Here is a 14,069-nt window from a genome sequence, read left to right on the forward strand (position 1 = left end):
GTTCTCAAGTCAGCCCGAGCAGCGTATCCTTCGCCGGTTTTATACGGTCAGCGTTGCTGTGTCCGTTCTTGCACTTTTTCTGATCCGCCTCGATCAGAATACATTCGTTTAGGAAATCCTTGATCGTCCGCTTTACGGTACTTGAGCCAAGCTCGGTATGGCACTGGATCGTGTCCTAGGAGCACCAGATGGCCGAACCGTCATCGCTCGCCTTGACGGCCAGAAACGTGATGATCTGCTTGCGTGGAGCATTCCTTTGCGACGCGCCAGCTCATTGAAGGACCTCAAAAGCCGAAACCCCCCACGGACTTTTTTTAGGTTTTATCCAAGAAATCGGCCATTTCAGCCGACATCGGCCTGCAGTCCAGCCCAAGTTCCCGCAAGCTTCCGCCCAAAGCCCTTTAGATAAGGCATTTTAAAGGTGATTTTGGTGACCCCGGCAGGATTCGAACCTGCAACCTGCCCCTTAGGAGGGAACCGTTCATAGCGCTATTCCTTCTTTGATTTCTGCTGCTTGGGTGTTTGTACAGGGTCTTCCTGTACATGGTTTGTACGAAACCGGGCTCTAACATCGGCCTCGTCGGTCTCTGCATGGGCGTAAATGCGCATAGGCAAATTGGGGTCTGACCACCGTCCAGCTTTGGCTGCGGTGACCGGATCAACGCCTTGCCGGACCACCAGTTCTGTAAAGAACCCGTGCCGTCCAGCGGGGTGGGCAGACAGGTATTGGATGCCTGCACGCTTACAGATTGTCTTCCAACGCGTGTTGTAGCCTGTCGAGCTGCCATAGCCGAAGACGCGCGGCTTCATGAACTTGCCAGTCTTGCGGTTCTTAGGTCTCTTCGCTGGCAATGCCAGCAACTCGTCCATCATCTGCGGCGAAACGGTGATCCAGCTCTCCGGATGCCCCTTCTGAGCCTTCACCCTGACCTTGTTCTCGGCGCGGCGGAGATCGTCAGGCTCCAATGAAACGGCCTGATCGATCCGCGCCGCCGTCTCGAACATGAACCGCACCAACGCGGCGTTGTACGGATCAGCGGCACTACAAAACGCCTCGATCCACTTCTTGTCCGATGGAGTTCGTTCCACCCTGCTGAGCTTCCCACGTCGCCTGTCTTGTGCGATACGCTCGAACTTATCATAGGGCTTCACCCGTATCAGCGGCGTACCTTCCAATTCGTGTGCGTTGTTGATCACCGCGCTGGCAGGCGTCACGATCTCGCGCCACCACGTGTCGGTAGACGCCTTCGGCTTCAGCTTTGGCCCCAATCCTTTCAGCAGCGCGCCGGAAATTGCTCTTAGTGGCGTATCGCCAATTTCCTTCACGATTTCGATCAACTGCTTGGCCGCTTTCGGAGAGGCGTTGTACAGCATGATCGCATCTGAAAACGTTCTCCTTGGCTCATCTCCGAGCAAGTACTGACGTATTTGATACTCGGTTTCACGCGCTAGCCAGTCCCGTGCACCTGCTTCTGTAGTCGACCCAGTGCTGTCGCGGTATTTACGTGAGAACGGTCTGCCGTTGTATTCGATCGTCCCGTAGACATAGTAGAATCGGCCCCGCTTATAGATTTTGGTCGGCATGACGGACCTCTCTCAAAAATGGTATCGATCTGCGCAGGCGTGATCAGCATGGTTCGCCCGAGCCGATAGAACGCGCCCGTGTCATTCGCCCGCTCGCGAAGCGTGCGCTCGGAAATTTCAATTTCTCGCTTGGCCATGATCTCAACCCATTGAGCTGGTGTCTTTCCAAGCCCCAGGATTTGCGAGCTGTCGGTTTTGTCGATCTCTGCCATTTCAGTCGTCCTTGTCCGCTAGGTGTGAATAGGTTTGCCGCATGGAATCGCTTGTTCAGCACCATCTGACGTGTTCAGATGGGAATAACCGTAATAGTTCGTCATTTTTTGCGATATTCGCGAGAAAATACGAAGTCGTCAATTGGAAATCGAAGATGGCGCAAAAACATGCTGATTTGTTTGCTGCTATGGGTGCGCGTCTGACCATTGCACGCAGTGAAGTCGGCATTTCGCAGGCAGCTATGGCGGAGGCTATCGGCGTCTCCCCACGCGCCTACCATAGTTACGAGAAAGGCCAGCGCGGCATTCCAGTGGAAGCCCTGATAGCAATGGGCGAACGGTTTGAAGTCGATGTGCCTTGGCTATTGCTAGGTACAAACGCCATCAGAGCCGGACACGACTTCAACGCACTCAAAGAGATTGAAAGCTCGCTTGATCAGCACCTCAACGCAGAGGGTATCAAGATCAAAAGCGAAAAACGCGGTGCAATCGTCGCGCGCTGGTACGAGTCTCACGTCAAGGGGCGTGAAATAACGGATGACGACGTTCACACATGGATCGAGCTTGTTAGGGAGTAGAGAAATGAAGAAACCGAGCGAAAACTGGAAGCGTATCCGTCGGGCGGCTTTGGAGCGTGCGCAACGAACCGCAATCGATCCGCTGTCGCCACTATACAACATATATTCGGGCGTCTGTGCCCTGTATCTCGCGGGCTTTCTTCATTTCAAATTCTTCGACTACGGCACCGATTTCAGTTGGTTCACAGCATGCCTAATCATTTGTGTTGCCGTGGCGGGCGCTCTTGTTCCAGTGCTAACAGGCTCAGTTCTTACCTTGCATTTCGCGAGCAAGAAATTGGAGCGTTTGATTGTTGAGTGAGCAAAACACAAAACGCCGTTTCACAGCTCTCCAGGCGTGCTGGGAACTACCCGCTGCGATTAAGACTTGGCTCCAACTTGTCTGCCGGGGAGGCCAATTCGCGTGACGTTTGGAGTCTTCATTCACCGGACAGACTCAGTCTACGATGACGTCCCATCGGAACGATACCAGTTCCCAAAAAAATACCTGACGCGTGTGCAGCAGTGTCAAGGCGACTGGATCGTCTACCTTGAACCCACCAAGGTGAAAAACACCAAAGGCTACTTCGCTGTCGCCAAGGTTCAAGAGATCAACGCAGACCCCCGCAGAGCTGATATGTATTTGGCTGTCATCGAACCCGGGACCTATCTCGACTTTGGCGATCCGGTTCCATTCCGCGATACTGACGGCATCGTCGAGCAAGGCGTCTTGAACGATCTTGGAAACATTTCCGGCCGTGCTCAGGCTGCAGTACGGCCACTTTCGGCCGAGGACTTCGCCCGAATTGTGGAGCGCGGACTTGGGCAAGATGATGATTTTTTGCCTCGCGTCGATCAGACAAACCAAATGCCCGGCTTCCAAGACTCGCAGGTGTCCTTTCAGCACCTCGCAGCGCGGGACCGAGTCAACCAGCTGACCAACCGCGCGGTGCGCGACCGCAACTTCCGAAAGAATGTTCTTCGTGCTTATGGCGAACGTTGCGCGATAACAGGACTACGCCTGATTAATGGTGGCGGGCGTGCCGAGGTTGAGGCCGCACATATCAGGCCGGTCGAACGTGACGGCCCCGATATCGTGAGTAATGGGCTAGCGTTATCTGGAACAGCTCACTGGATGTTTGACAGAGGCCTGGTTGGGCTGGCCGATGACCTGTCCATTCTAGTATCGCGGCAAAGCAACGACATAGATGCCGTGACAGCAATGATGAATTCGACCGGGAAGCTCTTGGCGCCCAAGCGTCTAGCCAACCGTCCAAGAGCAGAATATGTGAGTTGGCATCGAAACAATTGCTTCAAGCAGTGAAGTGCTAACACATAAGTTTGGCGAAAAATAATATAACGGTTTTAATGAACCGCCGCGAGCACGTAAATTTGAGTTAGATAAGACGTGAGGCAATTTCGAACCCGATCAGTGCGCTCGTAAAAGAACAATAGTCTTGGAAATCGTCAGCCTTCTCTTCATCGGCGAAGTCAGCAACGCTCTTAGCCAAAATGCATAGAGGCTTGGGTCCGCTTGCCTCTCTAGCAGCCCAAGCCACTGCAAAGGCCTCCATGTCTATTCCAGCGACTTTCCGCACTTGTTTTTGAGCGACACTTTCAAAAAACTCACCGTTAGCCTGTACTGCAGCGCCACTAGCAAGTGGAGCCAGAAGGCCTGTTAGCCTTTGGTTGGGCTTGTTCCCTTGAAAACTGTCATGGGCTCTATCCAAGAATGCCTGGTCGCTCAGCACTGCCTCGGCAGCAGATTGAGTGGCCGGATCGATGGCCAATTGATAGGGGTTGGCCTTGAACTGAACGCCATCTGCCGACCCAACGAATTTCCCACTTCCATAGTCCCACGACGTTGATGCCACGATGCACTGACCAAGGGCGACCTCTCCTCTTCTTCCAGCACATATCCCTGTCATAACAACAATCTTCGGCTTGAAGTGCATACAAGCTTTCGTGGTCAATGAAGCCGCAGCCGTCAGACCCATAGATGGCGCTGAACAGACCGTTACCGAGACTTCTCGCGCTTGCTCGGCGAACACGGATCTAAAGTAACGGGTATGATCGCCATCGACTGAGATTTCTTCAAACTTGTTTCCTAATGCGAACTTGAGCTGACTGAGTTCTGGCCGCGGAAGAGCACAGACGAACAGAATATCTGTATCACTTACGACATTCTCGTGTTCAACGCTTTCCCGAGCGAGTAGGTACCGAGCCTTTTCAACTAACGCTTCACTCCAATCACTGACATCGGGCCCATACCGAACTATCGACCAAAGGCCGCGACTAAACTCAGGTTGTGCTTTTTCGAGTGCCTCTTCGCTTACCGTCAGCCCGACGATGTGTTCTGGGCGATTCAAAGAGGGGTCACGAACTATTTCTGTTAGTAGCCTAGTACCACCTAGATCGTTAGGCTCTTCCGAAAGACGCATGGGGAGCACCAGATCAAGGACCAATAACCCATATTCGTTTTCCTTCAATAGCTTCGCGGCTCCAACAACGCTTCCTGCCGTATCTACAAACTCCTCAGTGATTCCGGCGCCAGCAAGTACTCTCAGTATCTCTCTGACTTTTGTCTGCACATCATCAACAATTAACACTTTCAATTTCTCTATCCTTCCAAACGTTCGCGCATAATAGCTAGCTCTGACTGCCAAGATGATTTCGAGGCGTGATAGTAGATAGATCCGAGGAAAATTTCTGGGAATTCCTTAACCAAATCATTGTTTAAATTATGTAAATCGATTTGATCAGGTGGCGCACCAAACGTCTCAAACTGAGTGAGAACAACTACGTTTGCACGAAGATCTAGGCGTCGAAGTTGCCTGAGAAAATCTCGACCACCAAAAGGTCTCATTGGGTTGAAACCCTGCCTGGACGAGATAGGATAGTTTGGCAAAGTCATGTCAAGAATAACAAAATCTGGCCGTGTTTCGCGTGCAGCGCGTAGACCGCTAACCATGGAGTCTTCGATCAAAAGCTCATCGTCGGGAAACTTACCCTCGTAGAATTCAAGTATCCTAGATTTCTTGTTCTCATCATCTTCAACAAGGAGCACTTTCATTCGCTCAACTCGCCCATTGCTCTTTTGTCGCCCAGATCCACGAATGAAAACTCCATTGCTACAACAAACTTTTTCTCTGCTTCGATCACTGACACGGAAAGCGGCTGTCTTGACTTCGAATTCTCTACGATTTTTGCTAACTTCGCGAGTCCTGTTCCGCCTTCTGCAGACAATCCTTTCGTGTACTGGCCTGACGAGATCATAGCGTTCGCTTTCTCCGCGTCTTCGATAGCACGCGGCACATTCTTGCAGTCACTAGTGACCACTATTCTGAGCAGTTCCTGGTCATCTGTCGCGACGTTTATTTCAATTGATGGACGCTGGAGGCCCGAGTGCTTTTGCGCATTGTCGAATAGTACAAAAAACACATCCGTGAATGTGAAGAGTGCCGAAACTGCTACAAAGTCGGTTTCACCTGAAATCGATAGTTCGGGGTCAAAGTCTGGGTTCAAACGCTTGACAATTTCCAAGCTAATTTGGGCCAGATCATTCACTGGAAATGGGTCGGTGTCGACAGGCCTCGACCCCCTAAACCACTCCAGCATTTCATCAATTGACTGGTTGGTTGCCAACCTGGCGCGTACAATTGCATCTGACAAAGGCGGGGTACGCGATACGGAAGTAATCTCCGAAATTCTCTGATCGATGCCGTCGAAGAGCTCGTTGAGCTCAGTACGAAACGTTGTACCGAGGTAAGTACGGGTACCTTCAAGAGTCGTATCAAGATTAGACCAAAAGAGTGACGAAAACGCTCCGAGGAAGTCATCAAAGTCGTCCAAATTTGCAGCCTCATCATAAAACCCCAACTTCACGGCCTCCACAAATCCCGTAGAAATCACTCCCTCCGGTTTTGCTTTGCTGTATATTTGGATTCTTTCGTCCGTTAGCGTCGCAATTGCCATGTCAAAATTGCGGGAAAAGTCAGCCAAGGCCTCTGCGATTAGACCGGCTTGATCAATCGGAATGACATCACGAAGGATCTCAAACCAGTGTTCGTTAAACTCATACCCCTCTCCCTTACTATCAGCTGTTGTTAGGAGGCGCTCCTCAGCCCAGGATCTCCTCAACTGCCCTGAAACTGTACCGTGACGAACCCGCAAGCTTAGATAACTGTTCAGACCATAAACCGGGTCAAAACTATAGGCAGCGATCAGATCATTGACGATCTCTTGTACAATTGCAGTGGCTTCATTGGAGGGCACTTCGAATACTGGAGTTGAAGACGCACCCTCACGGATGGCGACCAGCAGTTCTTTTGCTAATCCAGGTGTGGTTGGTAAAATACCTGCATCCACAAATGACCTAAACCGATCGAATTTTCCGCTTACATGGTCCCTTGCCCAGCTAAATATCTGACCTTCATCACAGTCAATTTTCCCAGTCTTCAGTTTATCAATTGCGTTCGCAATTTCTTGAGATCTGATGATCTCCTCAATTTCAGCGTCACATGCATCTTGTAGGCCTTGATCAACATTACCAAGAAGCTGCAGTTCAAGAATACGCTCTTCCTGCATTTCGTCACCGTCTGCAAAATTGAGTGACAGTGCCAGAGTATCCATCTGACAACCTAATAGTACTAGTTCCCTAGCGGCAGGGCTTTCATGAAACATCTGAGCATCGAGCTGAGATGCGCGTTCACAGCCGACAGACGCCAAGAATTGCTCTATGGCATAGATGAGTTGAGATCTTGTTTGCTCACCTGTGAATGGAACTATCCGAGCTAGCAGTACTGCTGTCTCAGGATAATCGCCAAGCTCCCTGATTACACTATCTGTAAGGCTCTCCGCGATTTTCGAGTAGGGCAACAATGGGATTATGTCGTCAGATTTCGCGATCAGCGGATAAAGACGCTTGACCAAAGGAAGGAGGCTTCCCTCTTCAAGATATGTGACTATTTCAATCCTAAGTAGTTCGGCGTCTTCAGCTCCATTACCTCCATATATTTCACCACATTTTTCGCGTATCGATGAAAAATCATGACTGGCCAAGGCTCTACCAAAGTCAAAAAGGATATTGTTTTTTAAAAGTCCATCAGTTGACCCATCGCCAAGACGTTCCGCCACAATGGCTGGATGCAACAAACCGAAGAGGAACGGATCTACTCCGGCATCATGTAAGAAGCGGAAACGGTATTGCAGGAGTATCTCATCAATGGAGGTTGCCCGTCTTAGTCTATGTGCCGTACCAGCAAATTGACTTAGCGTGCTCCATAATGACGCGTAAGTGTACGACCCAAGCTTGGATCTTAACTCTCTTTCATTGATCTCAATATTACCAATTGAACGAACCAAGTCTTTGAAAGACTCTGGGGCCGGTAATGCTGGCTTGGAACTCAACTTTCTAACAAAGTTGAGTTCTTGTGATGGGCTCCATGAATTTGTGTTTGAGCGAATGATCTCAAACGCTTCACGGTCTCCCATCGCTGCAGCTATTCTCGATGAGCGCTCATCATGCAGTTCTTGCATTAATGGAACTAAGGATGAGAAATAGTATTCTGAGGTATTTCGGAACTCTGAGGCTGCAGCCATTGCTTGGATAACCAGACCTTCGTACAGATCAACCAATGACTGATTTTGCAGCTGCCTGATTAGGGTTGCTTCAAGGCTCGGTGGGGCAGCGCTTCCGAGCAAGATGTGCTCCAAAAAGACTATTTCTTCTTCATCATCAATTCTATGAATGTAGCTCTTGAGAGCTGTCTCAAAGACGCTTGCTTCGCCACCTGGTTCAGTTCGCACACCCATCCAATAGGCGAAAAACGCAATTGGAGCGGTAGTTTTCGAAAAGATTTGTTCCTCTATCCAGTCCTTTTGAGGCTCTAACCCTTCAGTTTGTCCAACTAGGAAGCACTTTGTGCCCAGAGCATGGTGCGACCAGCCTACGGTCTTGACCATTGTATCAAGATGAGTGAGCGCAGTGTCATTGTCTCCCGCTTCTAGCGCGCGATTTAGCAGGTTGCGGCCTTCGACATAGGAAGTAAGCGATTTTTTTTCAGCCTGCAGTATGCCGATCGCCCACAAGAGCTCTTCTTGAGTTCCCTGCGTATTTCCTAAGGTTAGGCCGCCAATTCTCGATGGGGCTCGTGGTACTAGATGTCTGAAATATGGCGACAGTGAATGTGTCGTTCGTAACCAAATAGACATATCGGTCAATTCGTTCACGTTTAGAGATAGCTTTAGTGCCTCAATCGCAAATGATGCTCCTGTTGAACCCCTGACAATGTTTTTCAGTTCCGTTCGTCTGGAGCGAGCAGTCTTTCTGTTTCGAGGCATACCTAGGATTCCGTTCCGGTCGCGACGCTAAAATCGATGTTCAATATATTCTCCAAAACACGCTATCTAGCGACTCATGTTGGCACGGACGCCAGATTTCGTATAATAGAATTGTTTCGCATGTTACAACCAGAGCGCTCGTTACTATGTCAGATTTCAAGATATGTATCGCATATTGACACATGTATCAGTCAGTGATACTTTCATGACATGATCCAAAGCACCAAGGGTAAACGCGCTGCTAGTGCCGTGAAAGGCAAGTACGGCAAAGGCTTTCCCGGTGACTTGGTGAAGCGCACGCGGGCGATGCTTTCTGCGTTGGATGCTGCGGTGGTTGTCGAGGATTTGCGGTTCCCGCCCGGCAACCACTTGGAAGAACTGAAAGGTGATCGGGCTGGGCAACACTCCGTGCGGATCAACGGGCAATGGCGCATCTGCTTTGTCTGGACGCCGAACGGCCCTGCTGATGTCGAGATTGTCGATTACCATTGAGAGGATACGCTGATGAGCCTGCTTGAAGAACCAATGCACCCCGGTGAAGTCCTGAAGGAGCTTTACCTTGATCCTCTGGACATGGGGGCAATCGCGTTTGCGCGGCGGCTGGGTGTGCCTCGGACGCGGATCGAGCGGTTGATCAAGGGCACCACCGGAATCACGCCTGATACCGCACTGCGCCTCGCCCGCGTGTTCAACACGAATCCGGCGTACTGGATGAACTTGCAGACGAATTACGACATGGCAAGAGCCTCGAAGGAAATCGACGTGTCCAGCATCGAACCGCTCGTTGCTGCTTAGCTGGGATCAATTGTGGTTAGTGCTACATCACAAGTTCCCGCGCACAGCAAATGTTTGCATCATAGCGCGCGAAGGATGATTGATCAGTGGGTAGTGATACCACAACATTGAAGATAAGGTGGCCCAATTAAGTGCGCCGAACGAGGGGAGTTGAGTATGGATATTGGTGGGCTAGTTGGGCGCGAAATTCTCAAGAAAGTTCTCCGGGAAGAGAGCATGCGCGCGTTTTGGAGAGCGATTACTTTCAGGTCGACCAAAGTGCGTTTTTTTAGAGAGGCCGAAGATGGGTCCTACAATCACGCCTTTTATGAATACTTCATAAAAAAAATTCGTGATGCAGAAAGCGAAATCTATATAACCGGCGATGGTTTTGATTTTTCAGAAGGTGCTGAAGGTGAGGCTATATCATCAAATTTTGTTGAGGCATTTCGTGTCGCCCTTCGAAATGGTGTAAAAGTTGTCAGGCTCCAAACTCGCTCAGGATCGCACGAAAAGTGGGTAACAATGTTAGGTGACCTTTTGTCCGACCATCCTGAGACTTTTGAGCTCGCGCTCCTGCTCGACGCTGCTGGAGGTCAATTAGTAAGTACTTGCGTGATTGACCCCAATAACCCGAGGAAATGCGTCGTTGAAACCATGCTAACAACTCGTAGGCGGATACTCGGTAAGGAAACGGGTCTAGCGGGCACTGCTGTTTTTATTGAGCGATCAAGGCCGATTGCCGAGCATTTGGCTGCTCGGGTAGCTGATCTGGCAAGCAGTAAAGCTGCACTTCAAATCTCGACCCCCGACTTAGCTAAAGTATGGATATCTAAGAAGATTCTATATTTTTCGTACGGATCCAATATGAGCAAGTCCCAGATCGAAGAACGAGTGGGCGATGTGGATTTTATCGGAAAGGGCACCTTAAATGGCCACGATATGGTATTTAGCCGAAAAGGATCATACCGCCCTGGCGCAGTTGCAAGTGTCCATCGGGCTCCAGGGTCTTCCGTCCATGGTGTAATCTATTCGATGTCAAATTCGCAACTTGATAGAATGGACGAAATCGAAGACAGGGAAGCTTATCAACGTCAACCGGTCATTATAGTTAATGAATTCGGAGATAGCATAGTATGTGCGGCACACATCGCTTTCCCTGAAGACGCCCCCCCTCCCCCGGACACAGAGTACGTCGACTTGATAGTAAAATCCGCTCGAGAAGTTGGCCTTCCAGATGCATACATTGAGCGCCTGCAAAGGTTCAAAGAGTAACAAATGAGCTGCGAAAGGCTTAGGTTGATACCGTTACAAAAGAATGGCCGTTTTCAGGAACCTCAAAGACGGCTCCCGGCACAGCCGCAATAGGTGAGCTAGTGGTCCCGCCCTGGCGAACTACACCTCCACTTAATGCGTCAGCCCTCGATCCATCTCGACCTCCCGCGTCTCTAGTTCTGTCTCAACCTCTCTTCTGCGGTCTTCACTAATTTCAAGCTCGTCTCTAGTTGCGTACGCAGCCTCCCGTAGTTCGATCCCTCGTTCAGCAAGCCGTGCAACGCAGCCACGGACGCCGTTTGCGATTGAATGAGCACCGACACGCAGGCGGCCAATCCATCGATCTGGCTCTGCATCTTGGTCGTCGAGCGTTCCTCTAACCCGCTCAATTCCTTTGCTGAGAACTCGCAGGCCGTCACCAACCGCTCGACGCAGGCGAGCAAGTCGCGTTCCAATGCTGTCAGGGGTGTCGTCATCTAATTCTCCTCGATCTTGATGCAGGTCACTGATCTGCCGCCCAGCGTGCAGGTCCTCAGGCGCGTCTTGGTCGGGTCCAGCACCAGCCATGTCCCGTCCTCCCTGTCGATCCGCGTCAGCCCCAGCTCCGTCATCTCCGAGCTGGCCAGCATCTGCGTCCAAAGCAAGCTCGCGGCCATCATCGAGGCGATCCCCGCCAAGAACATCCCCGTGATCAGCCAGGGCGAAATCGTCAGCCAGCTCTTGTTCTGTTGCAGAAAGGTGCGGGTATCGATCTCGATTGTACGCTGCGCGCTGGTCGCAATGGCGCTCAAATTGGTCCTGAAGCTCTCTAGCTGGGATGCCATCGAGGCGGCGTAGTCCTGCCGGATCGTGTCCAGTTCTGCGTTCAGCTTCTCGCTCAGCCGGGTCGGCTTGCCAGTCTTCATGGAAAATCTCTCCTTTCAAACGCCAGCGCTCGCCGGTGTCGGGGTCTTTGGCTGTGAGATAAACTTTGCCCGCACGCGGGATGTCGAAGCCCGCCTCAGCGAGCGCATCGAGCATGCTCGCGCGATCAGTGACGTAGCCGACGCTGACCTGATCCAGAATCCAAGCGTGCAGTTCGTCGCGACCCTGGGCGCGAGTTGGGGTCTCGATGGTGTCGCGGACCTCTTGTGTGTGTTCCAGTTCCATCGGATCGGCCCAGCCGTGGCGCTGGTTCATCACGTCGCGCAGGCTGTCGAAGGCTTTCTCATAACCTGGCGGCGCGATGTTCAGGCTGCGCCCCGAGGTCAACTCCAGGCGCGGCGTGCAGAAGTGAAGCTCGACACGGTCTTCGTGGGTATGTCGGACCCAGAGCACCTCATATTGCTCAGGGTCCAGCCCCGCGAAGGCCAGACGCTCAAAACCGTCCATGACCTCGGCCTGCTGCTCCTCGGTCGGGGCATCCTCGGCGGCAAAGCTGATCACGCCCGCGCGGTAGGTCCACTCGTGGCGACTGGCATCAATCAGGGCTTCGGTGCGGTCGGGATTGCCGCGCAAGACCTCTGGTAATGGCTTCCGTGTGACTGACATTGGCTCGCCGTCGGCATCGTGGATCAGGTCGCGGTTGTCGTCATAGGCCAGCACCTTATCCGCCACGAGGTAGCCGACCGGACCCGCGCCCGCGCCTTTGCCATTGCGGAAGAACTTGATCAGCATCGGCGCGCCGTCTCGATGATCTGGGCGAGCTGGCGCTCGATGGTTAGAAGGCGGCGGGCGACAGTGAGCGCGTCGAGGTCAGTGCGGCCCGTCAGCATCGAACGGTTCAGCCAGCGAGCGATCTGGTTGAGGTTGCCGCCGATGCGCCCGACGGCCAGCACCAGCGCCGGATCGACGCGGGGGATGGGCTTGCGACGACGGGCCTCAGTCAGGCCCAAAGCCTCGCGCAGAAGGGTCGCGGCAGGGAGGCCAGCAGCCTCAGCCTTAGCGCGCAACTGGGCCTTCTCTGCCGCTGTGCACCGGAAGACGAAGGTCTCGGTCAGCGGCTCTTTGGTGCGGGCTTTGCCAGCGCCGGTGGGGTTCGAAGGGGAGGCTTGCCGCCCCTCGCAAGGTCCCGTGTCAGCAGCGCCAGCGTATGACATGGGTCGCCTTGCTGTTTGCTCTTCGGTGGGATCGGTTGCTGTCATGATCTGAGGCCTGCGGCTTGAATTTGGGCCTGCGTCACCAGCTTTGAGGCCAGCAATGCCGTGACTTGCGGGGCCGTGATGTGTTTGCACATTGGGCTACGATCACTGATCCAGCAGGCCAGCCGTGCATGGTGATCGGCCTCCAACACTGCAGTCTTTTCGCGGTCTGCCGCTTGCTTCTCGACATAGGCCTGCCAGCGCCGCGACTGAAACCAGTTGTCGGAAAAGCAGACTTTCGAAAGGGTGAAACCAGCGCTATCGGTCGCGTAGGCTTGGACGGCCTGCCGCAAGTCCTCCGGCGTGATCCCGACCTTCATGGCCTCTTTGATCTGGGCAAGGCAGGCCGCTTCACTGCGAAGCCGGTCCGGTGGATAGGCTGCCAAAATCTTCTCAGCCTCTTCATCCACTGCCGCCTCGCGCCTGCGCGTAGGTGGTTTAAGGATGGTTTTAGGATGGTTTGGGGGCCGTGGTGGCCCCGGTACCCCGGCCACAGTGGCCCCCGTACCGGGTCCAGACTGAACGGGGGCCACTGTGGACCCCGTCTCAGTCTCGGGCTCTGCGGTCGGTTCCAGCGCCTCAACCTTGGCCAGATCGATCCGGTAGACGACGGTGAAACCGTTCTTGCAGGTGCGTGCGCCGGTCTCGATCAGGATGCCTTCCTTCAAGAACTCGCGCACTGTTCGCTTGACTGTGGTCTCCCCCAGCTCCGTATGCCGCTGAATTGTTCCCTTGGAACACCAGATGCCCGAACCATCATCGCTGGCCTTGTCGGCCAGAAACATAATGATCTGCTTGCGTGTTGCGCTACCGAACTTCCGTTCCGCGCATGTGTTCGCAACCCGCCAGCTCATTGGAGCACCCCAAAAGCCGCAAGTACGTGCGAATTTTGTACAGGTTTTGTACGAGATTTCCGCCATTGCCGCCGAATTCGGCGCGAAAGCTCACGGGACTTTCTGCAAGCTCCTGCACAAAGTCCTGTAAATAAGCCATATTTTAAAGGTGTTTTTGGTGACCCCGATTGGATTCGAACCAATAACCTGCCCCTTAGGAGGGGGCTGCTCTATCCAGTTGAGCCACGGGACCGCCGTGTCCTGATTAGAATACCTTTAGGCAGTTGTCATGACCCGATCTATCAAATCGCGACAGATGCTTGATACCGGGGTCTGACCTGCGCTACGTTAAGTCAACAATTCAGGATTACC

At 52.7% G+C, this 14,069-nt stretch carries 13 protein-coding genes and 1 tRNA gene; 6 read left to right on the forward strand and 8 right to left on the reverse strand.

What is annotated here, in order from left to right:
* Positions 1-489 precede the first annotated feature (489 nt).
* The gene (locus ACEWL3_RS09680) at positions 490-1,584 is read right to left on the reverse strand and encodes a tyrosine-type recombinase/integrase (RefSeq protein ID WP_386182343.1); all 1,095 of its coding nucleotides are present in this window, start codon (positions 1,582-1,584) and stop codon (positions 490-492) included.
* 253 nt (positions 1,585-1,837) lie between these two features.
* Here ACEWL3_RS09680 and ACEWL3_RS09685 point away from each other — a divergent pair, with 253 nt between their 5' ends.
* The 3 genes from ACEWL3_RS09685 (at position 1,838) to ACEWL3_RS09695 (ending at position 3,677) form a co-directional block, all read left to right on the forward strand.
* Positions 1,838-2,374 (forward strand): helix-turn-helix domain-containing protein, encoded by a 537-nt coding sequence (locus ACEWL3_RS09685; protein WP_386182341.1) that lies wholly within the window; start codon positions 1,838-1,840, stop codon positions 2,372-2,374.
* Between the two features lie 4 nt (positions 2,375-2,378).
* Positions 2,379-2,675 (forward strand): hypothetical protein, encoded by a 297-nt coding sequence (locus ACEWL3_RS09690; protein ID WP_386182339.1) that lies wholly within the window; start codon positions 2,379-2,381, stop codon positions 2,673-2,675.
* A gap of 102 nt (positions 2,676-2,777) precedes the next feature.
* Complete coding sequence (locus ACEWL3_RS09695) at positions 2,778-3,677, forward strand: HNH endonuclease (RefSeq protein WP_386182337.1); 900 nt, start codon at positions 2,778-2,780, stop codon at positions 3,675-3,677.
* 73 nt (positions 3,678-3,750) lie between these two features.
* Here ACEWL3_RS09695 and ACEWL3_RS09700 read toward each other — a convergent pair whose 3' ends face one another.
* Genes ACEWL3_RS09700 through ACEWL3_RS09710 form a run of 3 tightly spaced genes read right to left on the reverse strand, consistent with a single transcriptional unit; the run spans position 3,751 to position 8,584 of the window.
* Positions 3,751-4,962 (reverse strand): phosphorylase family protein, encoded by a 1,212-nt coding sequence (locus ACEWL3_RS09700; protein ID WP_386182512.1) that lies wholly within the window; start codon positions 4,960-4,962, stop codon positions 3,751-3,753.
* Between the two features lie 11 nt (positions 4,963-4,973).
* Positions 4,974-5,426 (reverse strand): response regulator, encoded by a 453-nt coding sequence (locus tag ACEWL3_RS09705; RefSeq protein WP_386182335.1) that lies wholly within the window; start codon positions 5,424-5,426, stop codon positions 4,974-4,976.
* Complete coding sequence (locus tag ACEWL3_RS09710; RefSeq protein WP_386182333.1) at positions 5,423-8,584, reverse strand: histidine kinase; 3,162 nt, start codon at positions 8,582-8,584, stop codon at positions 5,423-5,425. The genes ACEWL3_RS09705 and ACEWL3_RS09710 overlap by 4 nt, the downstream gene beginning before the upstream one ends.
* 321 nt (positions 8,585-8,905) lie before the next feature.
* Here ACEWL3_RS09710 and ACEWL3_RS09715 point away from each other — a divergent pair, with 321 nt between their 5' ends.
* The 3 genes from ACEWL3_RS09715 to ACEWL3_RS09725 all read left to right on the forward strand — a co-directional run bounded on the left by ACEWL3_RS09715 (position 8,906) and on the right by ACEWL3_RS09725 (position 10,744).
* Complete coding sequence (locus tag ACEWL3_RS09715; protein ID WP_386182331.1) at positions 8,906-9,187, forward strand: type II toxin-antitoxin system RelE/ParE family toxin; 282 nt, start codon at positions 8,906-8,908, stop codon at positions 9,185-9,187.
* Between the two features lie 12 nt (positions 9,188-9,199).
* Positions 9,200-9,490, forward strand: a complete 291-nt coding sequence (locus tag ACEWL3_RS09720) for a HigA family addiction module antitoxin (RefSeq protein ID WP_386182329.1) — start codon at positions 9,200-9,202, stop codon at positions 9,488-9,490.
* 156 nt (positions 9,491-9,646) lie between these two features.
* The gene (locus tag ACEWL3_RS09725; protein ID WP_386182327.1) at positions 9,647-10,744 is read left to right on the forward strand and encodes a gamma-glutamylcyclotransferase family protein; all 1,098 of its coding nucleotides are present in this window, start codon (positions 9,647-9,649) and stop codon (positions 10,742-10,744) included.
* Between the two features lie 132 nt (positions 10,745-10,876).
* Here ACEWL3_RS09725 and ACEWL3_RS09730 read toward each other — a convergent pair whose 3' ends face one another.
* From ACEWL3_RS09730 to ACEWL3_RS09745, 4 genes are all read right to left on the reverse strand, one after another.
* A complete protein-coding gene (locus ACEWL3_RS09730) occupies positions 10,877-12,400 on the reverse strand; it encodes a relaxase family protein (RefSeq protein ID WP_386182325.1) in 1,524 nt (507 codons plus the stop codon).
* Positions 12,394-12,867 carry a plasmid mobilization protein gene (locus ACEWL3_RS09735; protein WP_386182323.1) on the reverse strand — a complete coding sequence of 158 codons (474 nt, stop codon included), beginning with the start codon at positions 12,865-12,867 and terminating at the stop codon, positions 12,394-12,396. The genes ACEWL3_RS09730 and ACEWL3_RS09735 overlap by 7 nt, the downstream gene beginning before the upstream one ends.
* Complete coding sequence (locus tag ACEWL3_RS09740; RefSeq protein WP_386182321.1) at positions 12,864-13,718, reverse strand: hypothetical protein; 855 nt, start codon at positions 13,716-13,718, stop codon at positions 12,864-12,866. The genes ACEWL3_RS09735 and ACEWL3_RS09740 overlap by 4 nt, the downstream gene beginning before the upstream one ends.
* A gap of 155 nt (positions 13,719-13,873) precedes the next feature.
* Positions 13,874-13,950: transfer RNA gene (locus ACEWL3_RS09745), tRNA-Arg, on the reverse strand.
* Between the last annotated feature and the right edge of the window lie 119 nt (positions 13,951-14,069).

The organism is Sulfitobacter sediminivivens (assembly GCF_042611115.2).
Taxonomy (GTDB): domain Bacteria; phylum Pseudomonadota; class Alphaproteobacteria; order Rhodobacterales; family Rhodobacteraceae; genus Sulfitobacter; species Sulfitobacter sediminivivens.